Source organism: Sorangium sp. So ce119 (genome assembly GCF_051524405.1).
Taxonomy (GTDB): domain Bacteria; phylum Myxococcota_A; class Polyangia; order Polyangiales; family Polyangiaceae; genus Sorangium; species Sorangium cellulosum_G.
The window spans coordinates 359,997-377,607 of the sequence record NZ_CP150311.1 but is presented as its reverse complement, the minus strand read 5'-3'; the positions used below and the strand labels follow the sequence as shown (position 1 = coordinate 377,607).

Sequence of the window (17,611 nt, the reverse complement as noted above, 5' to 3'; positions counted from 1 at the left end):
GCCGCAACGCGCGGCCCGGCGCGCTGCCTACCAGACCGCGCACGTGCGGGTCGGCCGCATCGGCGTGCCGGGCGCGCACTTGAAGGCCTCGCCGAACTCCGGGAGGTTCGCGAGCGGCCCGTTCACGCGGAAGCGCGGCGGGGAGTGCGGGTTCACCTGCACCATCAGCCGCAGCGCCTCGTCGCGCATCTTGCCGCACCAGGACTGCCCGTGCGCCAGGAAGAACTGCTGATCTTCCGTGAGCCCGCCCGCCACCGTCTGCTCCGCCGCGCCCTTGCGCATCTCCCGGTACGCCATGAACGCGAGCTTCAGGCCCCCGAGGTCCGCGATGTTCTCGCCGAGCGTCAGCTTGCCGTTCACCTTGAGCCCCGGCAGCACCTCATAGGCCGAATACTGCGCCTCGACACAGCCGGTCTTCTCCCTGAACGCCGCCCCCACCTCCTTCGCCCACCAGTCCTCCAGGTTGCCCTTCGCGTCGAACTGCGACCCCTCGTCGTCGAACCCGTGCGTGAGCTCGTGCCCGACCACCATGCCGATGCCGCCGAGGTTCACCGCCACGCCCGACTTCACGCTGTAGAACGGCGGCTGAAGGATGCCGGCGGGGAACACCATGTGATTCCGCTGCGGGTCGTAATAGGCGTTCACGGCGGGCGGGCTCATCTGCCACTCGTCGCGGTCGACCGGCTTGTCGATCTTCCCGAGGTGCCAGCGCACGTCGAAGGCGCGCGACGCGAGCTCGTTCTTCGCGTACTCCTTCGGATCCACCTCGAAGTCGTACGTCCTCCACTTGTCGGGATACCCGATGAGGTTCGCCATCGCGCCGAGCTTCGCGAGCGCGCGCTGCTTCGTCCCCTCATCCATCCAGTCGAGCGACCGGACCTCGCGCCCGAACGCGCCGCTGATCTCGCGCACCATCGCCTCGGCCGCCGGCTTGCTCTCGCCGGGGAAGCTCGTCTTGACGAACGGCTGCGCGAGCAGCTCCCCGAGCGCGTCGTCGGTCGCGCTCACGCAGCGCTTCCAGCGCGGCCGCTCCTCCTGCTGCCCCGTGAGCGCCGCGCGCAGCGTGAAGCTCTCGTCGACGAACGCCTTGGGCAGCGCGGGCGCCATCGAGCGCACCACGTGCCACGCCAGGTAATTCTGCCACGCGGCGGGCTTCGCCGCCTTGAGCAGCCGCGAGAGCCCCTCGAAGAAGCGCACGGAGGTCACGTTGACCTCCTTGACGTCGGGGCGGCCGAGCCCCTGGAAGTACGCGTCCCACGGGAAGTCCGGCGACGCCTTCGCGAGCGCCGCCCGGTCCAGCTTGTTGTAAAGCCCCTTCGGATCCCGGCGCTCGACCCGCGTCTTCGAGACCTTCGCGAGCTCGGTCTCGACCTGCATCACGTCGGCCGCCGCCTTCCTCGCCGCGGCCTCCTGCGCCCCGGCGAGCCGCATCATCCGCGCGACGTGCTCTTCATACGTCCTGCGGAGCGCCTTCGATTTGTCGTCCTCGTTGAGGTAGTAATCGCGGTCCGGCAGGCCGAGCCCGCTCTGGTCGAGCTGCGCGATGACGCGCGTCGCGTCCTTCATGTCCTGCGCGGCGGCGATGTCGAACAGCGCCCAGATGCCGCGGCCGTGGAGCTCGGTGACGAGCGCCCCGACGCCCTTCGCGTCACGCACCCGCCGCGCCTTCGCGAGGAGGTCCGCGATCGGCTTCACGCCGGCGGCCTCGACCGCGGCCTCGTCCATGCACGCCCCGTAGTAGGCCCCGATCTTCTTGCTCACCGGATCCCGGTCGCCGGTCTGCGCGGCCTCCTCGAGGATGCGCCGCAGCTCCGCCTCGTTGCGCTTCTCGATCTCGTTGAAGCTCCGCATCCAGTAAGGCTCGTCCCCCGGGATCTCCGCCTTCGCCAGCCACCCGCCGCAGGCGAACTGGTAGAAGTCCTCGCAGGGGTTCGCCGAGCGATCGAGCGCGGACTCGTCGAGCCCGACGTTCTCGAGCCGCGTCTCGACCACCGGCAGGCCCTGCGGCGCGGGCGGCGCAGGTGTCGCCTTGGCGCCGCCGGCGGGGAGCGGCGGCGGGCTCGCGGCGGGGCCGCAGGCCGGCAGCGCAGAGAGGGCCAGGGTGATCGCGAGGAGAGCTCCAGGCTGTCGTTGCGTGCGCATGTGGCGCTTTACCACGATCTGCGCGATGCGCGGTGCGCATCACGCGGGCACGATCTACGCGATGCGCGGTCGCGGACCGTACGTCCGCCCGGAACCACGGGCTACATCACTCCTTGTCGAGCTTTCCCATCAGGCTCAGGGTGAAGTAAGCCCCCATGTACTTGAGGTGCGGGCGCACCTCGAGGTGCACCCGGTACCAGCCCGCGCTCCCCTCGACCTCGGTCACCGCGGTCCGCGCCTTGCGGAGCGGCCTGCGCGAGCGCACGGCGGGCGACACGACATCCATGTCCGCGACGTACTGGCTCAGCCAGCCGTTCAGCTCGCGCTCGAGATCGGCGCGCTCCTTCCATGTGCCGATCTGCTCCCGCTGCATCACCTTGAGGTAGTGCGCGAGCCGGCTGACGAGGAAGATGTACGGTAGCTGCGTGCCGAGCCGGTAATTGACCTCCGCGGTGCGCCCCTCCTCGCTCTGACCGAAGAATTTGGGCTTCTGCACGGAGTTCGCGGAGAAGAAGCAGGCGTTGTCGGTGTCCTTCCGGAACGTGAGCCCGATGAAGCCCTCCTCGCTGAGCTCGAACTCGCGGCGCTCGGTCAGCATGATCTCGGTCGGGATCTTCGTCTGGATCGCGCCCAGCGCCTCGTACTCGTGGAGCGTGAGCCCCTCGACCGTGCCGCCTGACTGCGGCCCGATGATGTGCAGACACCAGCGGTGGCGCGCGAAGCTCTCGGCGAGCCGGGTCGCCATCGCGTACGTCGGGGCGCCCCAGCAGTAGGCCGCGTGGTCGCCGACGACGTCCTCCTCGTACGAGAACGCCTTGACCGGGACGGTGCTCGCGCCGTAGGGCAGGCGCAGGAGGAAGCGCGGGAGGAGCAGGCCCACGTAGCGCGCGTCCTCGGACTCGCGGAACGCTGTGTACTTCACGTACTGCGGCCCCTCGAAGAGCGCCTTGACGTCGCCGAGGTGCGGCACCTTCCGGTAGTCCGTGAGCCCGAAGAACTGCGGGCCAGCGACGGCCAGGAACGGCGCGTGCGACATCGTCGCCACCGCCGCGCATTTCTGGAGGAGCGCGATGTCCTGGGGCCCGGGGCCAAACTCGTAGTTCGAGATGACGGCCGCGAACGGCTTGCCGCCGAAGGAGCCGAACTCCGAGGAATAGACGATCTTGTAAAGGCCGCTCCTCACCACCTCGGACGAGTCCTCGAAATCTGCGAGCAGATCGTCCTTCGAGCAATTGAGGACCTCGATCCGGATGTTCTCGCGGAAGTCGATGTGATCGATCGCGAACTTGAGCCCGCGCCACGCGGCCTCCAGCCGCTGGAACACCGGGTGGTGCAGGATCTCGTCGATCTGGCGCGACAGCCGCTGGTCGATCTCGGCGATCCACAGGTCGACCAGGGCGTTGTCGATCCCCGCGCCGTCCTCCGGCCGGCGGACCGCCTTGCCCAGCGCGACCTCCACGCCCCGCTTGACGCCCTCGTACGCGTCGCTGGCCGGCGCGACCCCCGCCTCCGCAAGGAGCGCCGCGATCAGAGAGCCGCCGCCCTCCTTCGCGGGCTCTTCGTGCTGCCCCGCTTGCATGTCCACAAATTTACCACGGTCGCTCGCCGGCTGGAAGCGACGGACAACCGGGCGCCCCCGCGGCCCCGCGCCCGACCAGCGCGGACTCGCGCCCGGCGAGGCGACCGACATGGCGGCCGACGTGGCCGACGTGGCGGCGCGCCTCGCCCGGAGGTCCGGACAGGACGCTCCGCCAGCACCTGAGTCAGGTGTCGAGTGGACATGAAATGTACGTGGCGATCGAGCGACTAGGGTGTTACAAATTCCTGTGGGTGCTCTCACGGAAGTCGCGGAAGCAGGGGGTTTTGCTCGAAGGCGGCCTCTCATGATCCCGGATCCGGCGCCGCCGCCAGCGCGGGTGCGCCCGTCCAGGTCGTGGCCGCGAGGCGCCCGCGCCGCGCGGCCCTGGCGCCCCGCGCGGCCCACACTCCAGAGGACCAGCCGCGCCGAGGCGCGGAGAGCGGGATTCTCGTTCTGACTCTCTCCCTCTGTGCCCTCTGTGCCTCTGTGGTTCAAATGCTCTGTCATCTCATGATTCTGTGATTCCGTGATTCCATGCGTCCGCGGCGCGCGCCTGTCGGCGCCGCCGGTCGTGTAATTCGAGGAGAGGAGGGGAGATGGAACGCCTCGGGCTCGGCATCATCATCGGTGTTGGTCTCGCCAGCTTGACGAGGATCACCCGTCCGACCGTCAAGCGGGCCATGCGGCTCGGCTTCGTCGCGTTCGAGGCGGTCAAGGGCGCGCTCGGCGAGGGCAGGGAGCGGCTCGCCGACCTCGTCGCCGAGGTGAAGGACGAGATGGCGCGGCAGCAGCAGAGCGCCGACGCCGGGGTGCGCGTCGAGATGGAGCCGCCCGCGCGCTGAGGAGAGGGCTGTCCTGGTGACCCGGCCTCCGCCGGCCGGGAGGTGTGCCATGCCGAGCGATCGAGGGGTCTTCATCATTCACTGCATTCCAGGGCGCGCGCGCCTCGGCGTCCCCGCCCTCCGCCGGGACCCGGCGCGGGCGGCGGAGATCGCGGAGCTGGCGCGCGCGTGCCCGAGCGTCGTCGACGCGCGGGAGAACGCGTGGGCCGCGAGCCTCACCGTCGAGCACGAGCCGGACGTCCCGCTCGAGGACGTCCTCTCCGAGCTCGCGCGCATCCCCGAGCTCTCCGGCTGCGGCTGCGGCTCGCTCGACGAGCTCGCGCCCCCGCCGCCGCGCTGCGCCGGGCCGGTCGAGCCGCCGAGCCCGGGCCGGACGGCGCGCCTCGTCGTCAAGGCCGTGGACCGGCTGAACGCGGCGTCGCAGGTCGTCCCGCCGCCGCAGGTCGATCTCAAGATCGTGATCCCCGGGCTCCTCGTCGGCTCCGGGCTGCTCCAGGTGCTCCTGCGGCGCGCCCCGAGCGCGCCTCACTGGATCACGCTGGTCAAGTATGGATTCGACGCGTTCGTGGTGCTGAACCACGGCCGCATCCAGGGCTTCCTCGCGAGCGCGGGGGCGCCCACCGGCGGCGAGGCGGGGTGACGATGGCAGCGCTTCCGTCGAGCGGGGCCGAGCCGCTCTCCGTCGTGGACCGCGCGGGCAGCGTCGACGTCGTCCACGCGATCCCGGGCAGGGTCCGCCTGCGGCTCCCGCGCCTGCGCCGGGACGCGGCCTTCGGCCCGCTGCTCGAGGCGGGGCTCACCGCCGTGCCGGGGGTCCTGTCCGTGCGCCTCGCCGAGGGCGCGGCGAGCGCCGTCGTCGAGCACGACCCGCGGCAGGCGGACGTCGCCGCCATCGTGCGCGCCGCCGCCCAGGCCTCCGCCGCGCCGGCCCCGCGCGGGGCGCTGCGCGTCGCCCGCCACGCCCGGGAGGCGCGCCGCGCGTCCGCCGTCGCGCGGCGCCCGCTCTACCTCTCGAGCGCCGGGATGCTCCTCTCGCTCGGCTTCGTCTCGCCGCTGCTCGCGTACCCGTTCATCGCCGCGACGTGCGCGCCCATCTTCAAGCGGGCGTGGGACTCGGTGGTGCGGCAGCGCAAGCTCAACGTCGACCTGCTCGACAGCCTCGCGATCGCCTCGGCCGTGGCGACCGGGGACGCGATCAACGCCGCCGGGATCATCTGGCTTGTCACGCTCGGCGACCACATCCGCGACCGCACCCAGGCCCGCGCCCGGCGCGCGATCGTCGGCCTGCTCGGGTACCAGAAGGACCTCGCGTGGGTGGTCCGCGGCGACGCCAAGGTGCAGGTCCCGGTGGCCGAGCTCGCCGTGGGCGACGTCCTCGTCGTCTACACCGGCTCGGTGATCCCGGTCGACGGCACGGTCACGGACGGAGAGGGGCTCGTCGACCAGCAGTCGCTGACCGGCGAGTCGATGCCCGTGCTCAAGGGCCCCGGCGACCGCTGCTTCGCGGCGACCGCCATCAAGGACGGCAAGCTGTACATCCGCGCCGAGCGCGTCGGCGGCGACACGACCGCCGCGAGCACGGCGCGGCTCATCGAGAGCGCGCCCGCGCTGGAGACGCGCGCGCAGAACTACGCGGAGGTCGTGGCGGACCGCCTCGTCCCGCCGGCGCTCGCCTGCTCGGCCGTCGTGCTCGCGGCCACGCGCGATCTCGGCCGCGTGTCCGCGATCCTGACGATCGACTTCGGCACCGGCCCGCGCGTCTCGGCGCCGACCACGGTGCTCGCCTCGATGAACGCCGCGGCGCGCCGCGGGATCCTCATCAAGGGCGGCGCCTACATCGAGAAGCTCGCGAAGGTGTCGACCGTGGTCTTCGACAAGACGGGCACGCTGACCTCCGGCGTCCCCGAGGTCACGGACTTCCTCGTCCACGACGCGCTGTCCGAGCGCGAGGCGGCGACGCTCGCGGCCGCGGTGTCCGCGCGGCAGACCCACCCCGTCTCGCAGGCGGTGCTGCGGCTCGCCGACGCGTGGCGGCTGTCGATCCCGGACCGGGAGGAGTCGCGCTACCTCGTCGGCCGGGGGGTGCAGGCGAGGGTCCTCGGCAGGGTCGTGCAGCTCGGCAGCCCGCGCTTCATCGAGGAGCTCGGCATCGCCTGCCGCACCGAGGCCAGCGCCAGGCAGGCGCTCGAGTCGACGGCGAAATCGCTCCTCTTCCTCGCCGTCGACGGGCGGCACGTCGCCACGCTCGCCTACCGCGACGCGATCCGGGCCGAGAGCCGCGCGACGATCCGGAGCCTGCGCGAGCGCGGGATCGACGACATCGTCATGCTGACGGGCGACAGCCGCGAGGTGGCCCGGCAGGTGTCCCTCGAGCTCGGGATCACGCGGTTCTTCGCGGAGATGCTGCCCGAGGACAAGGCGGAGATCACGCGCCGGCTCACGCAGGAGGGCCGCACGGTCGCGGTCGTCGGGGACGGCATCAACGACTCGCCGGCGCTCTCGTACGCCGATATCGGCATCTCCGTCTCCGCGGGCGCGGAGATCGCCCGGGAGACGGCGGGCGTCGTCCTCGTGGAGGACGATCTGTCCAAGCTCGTCGAGGCGATCGACATCTCGCGCGCCGCGATGCGCATCATCCACCAGAACTTCTCGATGATCCTCGCCGTGAACGCGGCCGCGTACGCGCTGTCGATCCCCGGGCTGCTGAACCCGGTCATGGCGACGCTCATGAACAACGGCTCCGCGGTCCTCGCCTGCGTGAACGGCCTCCGGCCGCTCATGGCGGCGCCGCGCCGGCGGTCCCGCGCCGTCCGCGGCGCATGAGCGCGCAGCGCGCCGGCGCGACGCGGCGCCAGGCGTGCGAGGCGTGCGAGACGTGCGAGACGCGCGAGACGCTGTCGACGTTTGCGACGTAGGATCCACCGCGCGTCCGACGCCGGCGGACGCGTTCCGCCGCGCGCCGCGCTGCGGCCCGGCACGCTCGCTGCACTACGGATGGAATGGCTGGCATGGGGAGCGCAATGCGAACTGACGTGACCTCCTCCTCGGCCGCGCGGGCGCGCGCGGCGCGCTGGGCTGTGCGCGGGCTGCCGGGCGCGGCGCTGGCGGCGGTGATCGGGTGTGCGGCCTTCGCCCAGCCCGAGAGCCCGCCGTACGTGAGAGCGTCCAGCCCGGAGGAGGCCGGCCGGTATCTGATCCTCGTGGGCGGGTGCAACGATTGCCACACGCCCGGCTGGGACCGCTCGAGCGGCAGGCTCCCGGCCTCGGAGTGGCTCACGGGCAACGACGTCGGCTACCGGGGTCCGTGGGGGACGAGCTACGCGGCGAACCTCCGGATCACCGCCCAGAACCTCAGCGAGGAGGCGTGGGTGCAGATGTTCCGCGCGGCCGCCGGCCGCCCGCCGATGCCCTGGCTGAACTACGTGACCATGCACGAGGGCGATCTCGTGGCGATGTACCGCTTCATCCGGAGCCTCGGTGAGAAGGGCGCCCCCGCGCCCCGGGCGGTGCCGCCGGGCGAGGAGCCGGAGACGCCGTACATCCTGATGGTCCCGCAGCAGCCGGCGCGCAGTCCGTAGCGCCTCCGGGCCGTTCGCCTCAGGCAGCAGGCCGCCGAGCGCCGCCGGCGCTGCCCGCGACGTCGCAGGGCAGCTCCACCGTGATCCGCGCCCCCTCGCCCGGGCGGCTGTCCGCGCGCGCCGCCCCGCCGAGCGCCTCGACGATGCTCTTCACCACGTGGAGCCCCAGGCCGAGCCCCCCGAAATGGCGGCTCGACACGGCCCGCTCGAACCGCTCGAACACGTGCGGGAGCCGCTCCGCCGGGATCCCGATGCCGTGGTCCTGCACCACGAGCTCTGCCGTGCCGTCCCTGCGCGCGACCGCGATCTCGATCGGCGCGCCCGCGCCGAACTTGAGGGCGTTGTCGAGCAGGTTCGAGATCACCTGCTCCAGCCTGCTCCTGTCCCACGAGCCCACGATCGACGGCTCCGCGCGCACGCTCACGGTCGAGCCCGATTGCGCGATGCGCGCGCCGAGCCGCTCCACGACGTCGCCCACGGCCTCCGCGAGGTCGACCGGCTCCACGTGCAGCTCCAGCCGGCCGGTGTGGAGCTGCGAGACGTCCAGGAGATCGTCGATCAGCCGGACGAGCCGCTGCACCTGCCTGTCCATCCTGTGCAGGCCGCGCGTGATGTGCTCCTCGGGCGCGAGGTCGTTGCGGCGGAGCATCGACTGCAGGCCGAGGCGCAGCGAGGTGACGGGCGTCCTCAGCTCGTGCGACGCGACGCTGAGGAAGTCGTCGCGGACGCGGATCGCGCGCTGCGCTTCGCGGTAGAGCCGGGCGTTCTCGAGGGCGATCGCGATCTGGTCGGACAGGAGCTCCAGCACGTGGACGCGGTCGCGCGTGAACGCGCGCGTGGCGAGCTTGTTCTCGAGGTAGACGACCCCGAGCCGGGCCTCGTTCCGGCGGATCGGCAGGACCAGGACCGACCTCGAGCCGCCCTCGGCGAAGTAGGGGTCGCCGGCGAGCGCCGGATCGCCGGCCGCGTCGTCGCTCACGAGGATCTCCTGCGTCGCGTGCGCGCGCTCGACGACCTTCGCCGGGACCTCGCGCGACCCGGCGAGCGGCGTGCGCTCGATGGAGACCGGCGCCGCGACGCGGCCCACGGCCTGCACGAAGAGCTCCCCCTCCTCCTCGAACACGAGCGCGCCGCGCTGCGCGCCGGCGGCCTCCAGGCAGACGCCGAGGAGCTTCTCGAGCAGCCGATCGAGCACGATCTCGCCCGAGAGGGTCTCGGCGGCCTTGAGCAGGCTGAGCGCGTCGAGGGCGGCCGCGGGCAAGCGCTCCCCGGCGAGCTCGGGATCCTCGCCGGGCGCGCCGAGGCTGAACTCGTCCGCGAGCGCGCGCGCCTTCTCCGTGGCCCCCCAGCGGTCGAACCCCTGCCGCGCGGCGCGCAGGTACATGGCCGCGATCCGCGCCCGGCCGAGCCCGTGATAGAAGCGCCCGGCCAGCTCGTTGCCGAACGCCGCCCCGTGGAGGAACCCCGCGCGCGTCGCCGCCTCGATGGCCTCGTCGTACCGCGCGGCGGCGGCCTCGAACCGGCGCTCGACGCGGGCGATCTCCGCGTCGACCAGGAGGCGCCTCGACCGGAAGTTCTCCGCGCAGCCGCGCTCCCACCGCTGGAGGGCGCGCCGCAGCTCGGCCACGCGCGCGAGCAGCGCGGCCCTCTCCTGCTCGTCGGCCCCGTCGCACCGCCAGAGCAGCGTGAGCGCGGTGAAGTACGCGTGCTGGCACTCGGGGATGTAGCCGCCGATGAAATGCATGTACGGGATCGCCGCGTCGGCGTGCGCGACGGCCTGCGCCCGATCCCGGAACACGTACGAGGTCGCGAGGCGCAGGATGTGGTACACGCAGCACGCTGGCGGCTCTCGCTGCGCCTCCGCGAGGAAGGCCCGCTCGTCGAACTCGTCGTCCTCGACCGCGTTGCGGCCCCGCGTGAGCCCCTTGAGGCACCGGATGGTCTGCCGGTAGGCGAGCTGGTAGAGGAGCGTGGATCGGTTGCCCGTCTGCCGGCTGAACGCGAGCGCGTCGTCCACATCGACGAGCACCCGATCGAGCTCGACCCCCGCGGCGAACGAGTGCTCGACGATCCCCGTGTGCGCGTAGGAGGCGAAGCGGAGCTCGCCGCACGACACGCCCCGGGCGACGACCTCGCGGCTCTGCGCCGCGCACGACGCGAGCGGCGCGATCCACGGGCGCACGAAGTCGTTGTACATGTACAGCGCTGTCGTCTCCTGCGCGCAATCCTCGAACCGCCGCGCGAGCTCCACGGCGAGCCGGCCGAAGCCCTCGGCGCTCTGCAGCGCGCCCTCGGCCGCCAGGAACATCGCGTGCGCCGCGTAGGGGAGGATCGCCTCGCTCGAGTTGCCGTGCTCCAGCGTGAAGCGGACGCCGAGCAGGGTGAGGAGCAGGAGCCGCTTCCGGTCCGCGAACCAGGCGGGCGCCAGCATCCCGGCGAGGATCTTCATGTACGCCCGCCCCTCGGGGCTGGTCAGGCGCGGGAGGTCGACGAGCGACGCGGGCGGGCGCACCCCGAGGCGCGCGGCGATCGCCCGCCGCTGCGCCGCGATCTCCTCGTCGAGCCCCGCCGCGGGCAGCTCGACCCCGAAGCCGGCGCGCATCGCCTCGCGCCCCCACCCGAGCGCCAGCGCGTGCTCGCCGGTGATCGTCGCGCTCATGAGGCGGATCTCCTCGAGCTCGGCCCGCTCGGCGGTGGACGTCGCGCGGCGGAGCCCCTCCTCGACGAGCGCGCGGGCCATGGCGTGCCGATCGGTCAGCGCGGCGCACTCCGCGGCGTCGCGGCGGAGGGCGACCCAGAGCTCGCGCCGCGCGCGGGGCGCGCCCTCCGGCAGCAGCCGGATGCCGCCGCGGAAGTACTCGAGCGCCGGGCCGAACGCCGCGGCGCGCCGCGCCTTGACGCCGGCGCGGTGGTTCAGCCGCGCGAGGTGGTCGCGCTGGTCGTCGTCGAGCAGCGCGGCGCCGAGGTTGAGCTGGTCCACGGCGTCGAACAGCGCGCCGTCCGCCCCGCCGTCGCACGAGGCCTCGAGGAAGCGGCCGATCGCCAGGTGCAGCTCCTGCCGCCGCGCCTCGGGCGCGAGCTCGTAGGCGGTCTGCTGGACGCGATCGTGGGCGAACCGGACCGCGAGCTCCGCCTCGCGCTCGCGCGCGCTGTCGGGCACGAGGAGCCCCTCGCGGAGCGGCTGGCCGAGCGCCGCGGTCGCCTCGTCGATCGACCGGCCCGACACCGCCGCGGCGGTCCTGAGCTCCGCGCGCTTGCCGATGCACGCGGCGACCTGCAGGAGCTCCTGCGCCTGCTCGGGCAGCTTGCGGACCGACTCCGTCATGAGCTGGACCACGTTGTCGGTGACCCCGACCCGCTCGATCCGGCCGATGTCCCAGGTCCACGTCGCGCGGTCCGCGTCGAACACGAGCAGCCCTTGCTCCTGGAGCGACCGGACGAGCTGGCGGATGAAGAAGGGGTTGCCCGCGGTCTTGGCGAGGATGAGCTCGGCGAGCGGCCGCGCCCGCTCGGGCGCGCAGCGGAGCGCCTCGGCGAGCAGCGCGACGACGGCCTTGACGTCGAGCGGCCCGAGCGAGAGGCGGGTGATCGCGGCGCCCTGCGCCTGCCGGAGATCCCCGAGGGTCGCGTGGAGCGGGTGCATGAGGCCCAGCGCCAGCGGCCGGTACGCGGCGAGCAGGAGCACGCGCTCGCTGCTCGGGTCCGCGGCGAGGGCGCGGAGGACGCGGAGCGACGCCGCGTCGGTCCACTGGAGGTCGTCGAGGAAGATCGCGAGCGGCGGCCGCTGGCTGGCCACGGCGCGCACGAACGCCTGGACCGCGAGCAGGAAGCGGCGCTCGGCGCGCATCGGATCCACGGCGGGCAGCTCGGGGAGCTCACCGAAGAGCTCTGCCAGCGCCGGGCAGAGCTCGCCGAGCGCGCGGCACGGCTCGCCCACCGCGTCCCTGAGCGCTGCGCGGCGCTCCTCCGGCTCGGCGCGGAGCGCGTCCGCGAGGCCGCAGAGCGCCTCGACCACGGACGAGTAGGGCACGTTCGCGGCGCGCAGATCGAACTTGCCCGCGATGAACCGCCCGCCCCGCTCGGCGATGGTGTCGCGCAGCGCCTCGACGAGGGCGGTCTTGCCGATGCCCGCCTCTCCGGTCACCAGCGCGAGCTCGGTCCCGCCGCGCGACGCGCGGTCGAGCGCGCCGCGCAGCGCGGCGAGCTCGCGCTCGCGCCCGAACAGGCGCTCGGGCAGCGGGAGCCGCCGCGCGAGGTCGAGGCGGCCGAGCTCGAAGGGCGCGATGGCGCCCGCGGTCGACCATCGCCGCCGCGCCTCGCGCAGGTCGTCGGCGAGGCTCTCGGCGCTCTGGTACCGCAGCTCCGGCATCTTCGCGAGCAGCCGCTGCACGATGCCGGAGAGCGCCGCCGGGACGTGCGGGCTCACCACGTGCGGGGGCACGGGGCTCCTCGCCATGTGGGCGTGCACGAGCGCGAGCGGATCGGCGTCGCGGAAGGGCGGCGCGCCGGTGAGCATGGCGTGGAACGTCGCGCCCAGCGCGTACAGGTCGGAGCGCCAGTCCACGAACCGGTTCATCCGCCCGAGCTGCTCGGGGGACATGAAGGGCAGCGCCCTGAGCGTCTCGATCTCCACGGCGCCGGGCACGCTCGTGAGCTCGGCCGCGTCCGCGAAGTGGACGAGGGTGACCTGCCCATCCGCGCCGAGGACCACGCGGCCAGGGGCGATCGCGCGGTGGACCACGCCGCCGCCGTGGACGCGCACGCACGTGTCGGCGAGCGCGATGGCGACGTGGAAGAACGTCGCCAGCGCGAGCGGCCCCCGGGCGAGCCGTCGCTCCAGGTCCTCGGGGCCTGCGTCCTCGAGGACGAGCACGGGCGCGGCCTCGGTGCCCTCCAGCGCGAGCGGCCGCGCGACCCCCGGCGCGTCGAGCCGGCGCAGGAAGGCGTGCTCCCGGAGCAGGAGGGCTGCTGCGCCCGGGGCCGGATGGCTCCCCCGGACGGTCTTCTGCACCACCGTCTTGCCAGCGATCGTCAGCCTGCGGAGCAGGAAGCGACCGCAGCGGTGGACCTCAGCCGCTTCCACCCGAGTCATACGCGTTCCCCCTCGCGCGACGCGGGGGAATGTAAAGCACGAGGCGCGGGCGTGCGAGCTGGGAAGTCCGCGCTTTCGCGGCAGGCCGGGAGCGCGCGCCTGTCGCGAAAGCGCCTGGAGGGATGTCTCCTCGAGACGTCTTCAGCCCATCGAACCTCGCGGGGCGCGCTGCGCGGCCGGCCCGCGTCGCGCGGGCGAGCAGGCCTGTCGGACGGGCTTGCTACCGAGAGCGCGCGGCGCTGCTCGTTCGCCTGCGGCGCGAGGCGAGGAGCAGCCCCAGGCCGGCGACGGCGGCCGTCCACCCGTCGTCCCTCGAGCCCGCCGCGCTGCAGCCGCCCGGCGGGGTGACCTCGTCGCCCGGCTCGGCGGTGGCGCCGACATACGTGACGCCGGCGTCTTCCTCGGGGCCGCCATCCTCCTCGGCGGCCGCAGCGTCGCTGCCGGCGTCGACGGGGCCAGCTCCGGCGTCTGCCCCGCCGCCCTCGCCGCCTCCGCACGCTCCGGCGCTCGACGGGGTGCCGGCGCAGACGCCGGCGCGACAGGAGTCGCCGCCCGTGCACGGGTCGCCATCATCGCACGCCGTCCCATCCGGCTGCGGCGGCGCGACGCACGCGCCCGTCGCTGGATTGCACGCGGCGACATGGCAGCCGTCGGGCGCGGCGCACTGCACGGGATCGGCGCCGGCGCAGGCGCCTGCCCGGCAGGTGTCGACCTGCGTGCAGGCATTGCCGTCGTTGCAGGGCGCGCCGTCGGGCGCGGGCGCGGAGACGCAGGTGCCGTCGTCCGGGTTGCAGGAGGCGACATGGCAGCTATCGGGGGCGGCGCACCGCACGGGATCGGCGCCGGCGCAGGCGCCTGCCTGGCAGGTGTCGACCTGCGTGCACGCGTCGCCGTCGTCGCAGGGCGCGCCGTCGGGGGCGGTCGCGACGGCGCAGGCGCCGCTCTCCGGGTCGCACGCGGCGACGTGGCAGCCGTCGGGCGCGGCGCACGCGACCGGGCTGCCGCCCGTGCAGGCGCCTGCCTGGCAGGTGTCGACCTGCGTGCACGCGTCGCCGTCGTCGCAGGGCGCGCCGTCGGGGGCGGCCGCGACGGCGCAGGCGCCGCTCTCCGGGTCGCACGCGGCGACGTGGCAGCCGTCGGGCGCGGCGCACGCGACCGGGCTGCCGCCCGTGCAGGCGCCTGCCTGACAGGTGTCGACCTGCGTGCACGCGTCGCCGTCGTCACACGCGGTGCCCTCGAACGGGGTGCAGAGGCCGTCCTGCGTGCTTCCTGCCGCCACCGAGCAGGCGTCGCACACGCCGCCATCGCAAGCCGACGCGCAGCACACGCCGTCCACGCAGTGCCCGCTCGCGCACTGGCCAGCGAGGGAACAGCCGGCGCCGTTCTCCTTCAGGCCGTCGTAAACGACCGCGAGCGGGGTGCTCTCGACATCCCGGGCGCCCCAGGAGAAGGTGTATCCGCCGGCCACGAGGAGGGATCCGTCCTGGAGCGGAGTCGCCGTGTGGTACCCGCGCGCGGGGAGCGAGGGCGCCGGCGACCACGCGTCGCCGGCGGGATCGTACGTCTGGACCCGGCCGTGGATGTTATGAGCGTGCTCGTTCGCCGCCGACGAGCAGCTGGTCCCTACCCAGGGGTCTGTGACGGTGATCCCCTCGACGCCTCCGCTGATCATGACCTGGCCGTCGGGGAGCCGCGCGGCCGCCTCGCCGAACACGCCGTTGCTGTAGGTGTAGTCGAGCTCCCCGGGCGAGCCGCTCGGGGGCGTGTCGCCGAGCTTGCCGGGGGCCGCTGTCCAGACGTCCGCGACGGGGTCGTAGACCTCGGCGACGCCGGCCCGCTCGGTGGTGAGCACCCGGCCGTCCTGGAGCAGCGTCGCGGTGAGGTCGTGGAAGACGCTGTCGCGCGGGGCGGTGAACGACCAGCTCGACGTCGTCGGGTCGAAGATCTCGGCGCTGCCTGCGTGCTCCCCGCGTGCGCCGCCGGTGACGAGCACGCGCCCGTCGAGCAGGCGGACGGACTGATGGGTCTGGCGGGTCGCTGCCATGGGCGGTCCCTCGCTCCACGTACCCGCGATCGGGTCGTAGAGCTCGACGCTCGCCGTGGGCGAGCCTCCGGCGTCGGCTCCTCCGCTGAGGAGGACCCTGCCGTCGGCGAGCAGCGTGGCCGCGTGGCGCTTTCGCCCGAGGTGCGGCGGCGCGGCCGCATGCCACGCGTCGAGCGCCGGGTCGTAGATCTCGGCGCTTTCCTCCGCGTCGAGCCCGCCGACGATCAGCACGCGCCCGTCCGAGAGACGCGTGGCCGTGTGCTCCAGACGCGCGCGGGACATCGACGCCGCGGGCGCGAACGCGGCGGTCGCGGGATCGTAGATCTCCGCGCTGTCCAGGTGGGTTTGCGAGAACGAAATGGGGCACAACCAGAGCCCCATGTAGTTCCCGTAAAGCCCCCCGGCGATGAGGACCCTGCCATCGTCCAGCAAGGTCGCCGTATGCTCGCCGCGCGGCGTCACCATCCAGCCGACGGCGATCCACACAGGATCCACCGGCGCCGCGTCTTCAGGCGCCGCGCCGCCCCGAGCTGCGGTGAGATCGCGGTCCTTCGCGCGCAACAGGGCGTCGCCGGCCGCGAGGGCCGGGTGCGCGGGCGGGGCGCGCAGCTCGTCCCGGGCGGCCTCGTGATCGTCGAGCGGCGCGCTCGCGCACCCGAGCGCGTGGAGGAGGGCGATCGCCGCGAGCCGGCGCGCGCGCGCTCCCGCCGGCCGTGGCCTGCCGTGATGGCCCGCCCTCCCGGCGGCGGGGGGGCGCGCGCCTGAAGGCTCGCCGGGCCCCGAGCCCCGGGACGGGGGAGAGCGATGTCCGTGGTGCTGGGGCGAGCTGTCCCGTGGTGCGAGATCTCGTGTCGGTTTGTCGGCTGGCCTCATCTCGAGGGCTCAGGTGCGCCCGGTCGGGCGATATTCACGCGCTCTCGTGCTCGTCTCCGGGCCTCTCTGTCCGGCCGTCCTCACGCACGACCGCCAATCCAGGGAACCGATGTGATAGGGTGAACCTGAGCATGTCCGGGGGGGGCGGCTGCGCCTGAGCCGGTGCGCGTGCTTCGGGGAGCCTTGATGAACGCACCTGTGATCGCAGGGGACGTGATCGCGGAGCAGTACCGGGTCGACGGGGTCCTTGGCGGGGGCGGGACCGAGACGGTGGTCGCCGCCAGCCACCTCGCTCGCGGGCAGCGGGTCGCGATAAGGCTCCTGCCCGGCGACTGCACCCCGGCGCGCGCCGAGCGGTTCCTCCGGGAGGCGCGCGCGGCGATGCAGCTCAAGGGCGAGCACGTCGCGCGGGTGCTCGACGTCGGCCAGCTCGGCTCGGGCGTGCCCTACGCGGTCACGGAGTACCTCGAGGGACGAGGCCTCTCCGAGCTGCTCCGCGAGGGGGGCCAGCTGGACGTCACGGAGGCCCTCGATTGCGTGCTGCAGGCCTGCGTGGCGATCGCCGAGGCGCACGCCGCGGGGATCGTGCACCGCGCGCTCGAGCCGGCGAGCCTGCTCCTGACGACGACGCCCGAGGGCGCGACGCTGGTGAAGGTGCTCGACCTCGGCATCGCGAAGGAGCTGCCCAGCGCGCGCGAGGGCGACGGCGGCGACCCGGCGCAGCCCCGGGAGGCGCTCGGCGCCGCCCTCTACATGGCGCCGGAGCAGGTGCGGTCGTCGCAGCCGGTCGACGCCCGCGCCGACATCTATTCGCTCGGCGCGATCCTCTACCGGCTCCTCACCGGGCAGCCGCCGTTCGAGGCGGGCTCGCTCGCCGATCTCGCGCTGCGCGTCGGGAGCGCGGAGCCGGCGCTCCCGAGCGCGCTCCAGCCCGACATCCCCCCCGCCGTCGAGCGCGCCCTCCTCGGCTGCCTCGCGAAGGATCCGGCGCGGCGGCCCGCGAACGTGGCCGAGCTGGCGCTCGCGCTCGCCCCCCACGCCTCGGCGACCGGCCAGGAGCGCGCGCAGCGCGCCGCGCGGATGCTCGGCGCGACGCTCCCTCCGCGCCCCCGCGCCTCGCTCCCCACCATCGGCCTCGGGCTCGGGTTGGACGCGCGGCCGCGCGCCGCGCCGGCGCGCCCCCCGCACGAGGGCGCCGGGCAGAGCGCGCCGGCGTCCTCGAGGGCCTCGCAGCGGGGCGCGGCGGACCGGGCGAGCAGCGCGGCGCGCCTCGCGGTGCTCGCGGCGATCGCGTCGCTGATCGCGATCCTCGGCGTGGCCGCGGTGCGCTCCGGGGCGCCCGGCGCTCCGTCGGCGGAGCGCCCGGAGGCGGCCGCGCCGCCGCCGACGACCGCCGCCCCTCGCTGAAGCGACGCGGCCGCGCGCCCTCGCCGCGCGGGCATGGAGAAGCGGGAGAGCGGC

General features: G+C 73.9%; 9 protein-coding genes. 5 read left to right on the top strand and 4 right to left on the bottom strand.

Annotation, left to right across the window (positions count from 1 at the left end):
- Positions 1–27 precede the first annotated feature (27 nt).
- Together WME76_RS45725 and tssC are read right to left on the bottom strand one after the other, a co-directional pair.
- On the bottom strand, positions 28–2,142 hold the full coding sequence (locus WME76_RS45725; protein ID WP_437962505.1) for a M13 family metallopeptidase: 2,115 nt from the start codon (positions 2,140–2,142) through the stop codon (positions 28–30).
- A 106-nt stretch (positions 2,143–2,248) separates the two neighbouring features.
- Entirely contained in the window at positions 2,249–3,721 is a 1,473-nt protein-coding gene (tssC, locus tag WME76_RS45720; protein ID WP_437962504.1) for a type VI secretion system contractile sheath large subunit, read from the bottom strand.
- A 596-nt stretch (positions 3,722–4,317) separates the two neighbouring features.
- Here tssC and WME76_RS45715 point away from each other — a divergent pair.
- From WME76_RS45715 to WME76_RS45700, 4 genes are all read left to right on the top strand, one after another.
- A complete protein-coding gene (locus tag WME76_RS45715) occupies positions 4,318–4,563 on the top strand; it encodes a hypothetical protein (RefSeq protein WP_437962503.1) in 246 nt (81 codons plus the stop codon).
- A 49-nt stretch (positions 4,564–4,612) separates the two neighbouring features.
- On the top strand, positions 4,613–5,203 hold the full coding sequence (locus tag WME76_RS45710) for a hypothetical protein (protein WP_437962502.1): 591 nt from the start codon (positions 4,613–4,615) through the stop codon (positions 5,201–5,203).
- Positions 5,204–5,205: 2 nt separating this feature from the next.
- Positions 5,206–7,386: a heavy metal translocating P-type ATPase gene (locus WME76_RS45705; protein WP_437962501.1), complete on the top strand. Its 2,181-nt coding sequence runs from the start codon at positions 5,206–5,208 to the stop codon at positions 7,384–7,386.
- Positions 7,387–7,595: 209 nt separating this feature from the next.
- Positions 7,596–8,141, top strand: coding sequence for a cytochrome C (locus WME76_RS45700; RefSeq protein ID WP_437962500.1), 546 nt, complete (start codon positions 7,596–7,598; stop codon positions 8,139–8,141).
- A 19-nt stretch (positions 8,142–8,160) separates the two neighbouring features.
- Here the strand turns inward: WME76_RS45700 and WME76_RS45695 are convergent, their stop codons facing one another.
- Positions 8,161–13,233, bottom strand: a complete 5,073-nt coding sequence (locus WME76_RS45695) for a sensor histidine kinase (RefSeq protein WP_437962499.1) — start codon at positions 13,231–13,233, stop codon at positions 8,161–8,163.
- A 220-nt stretch (positions 13,234–13,453) separates the two neighbouring features.
- Complete coding sequence (locus tag WME76_RS45690; protein WP_437962498.1) at positions 13,454–15,772, bottom strand: Kelch repeat-containing protein; 2,319 nt, start codon at positions 15,770–15,772, stop codon at positions 13,454–13,456.
- A 564-nt stretch (positions 15,773–16,336) separates the two neighbouring features.
- Between WME76_RS45690 and WME76_RS45685 the strand changes: the two genes are divergently transcribed.
- A complete protein-coding gene (locus WME76_RS45685; protein ID WP_437962497.1) occupies positions 16,337–17,557 on the top strand; it encodes a serine/threonine-protein kinase in 1,221 nt (406 codons plus the stop codon).
- Positions 17,558–17,611: the final 54 nt, after the last annotated feature.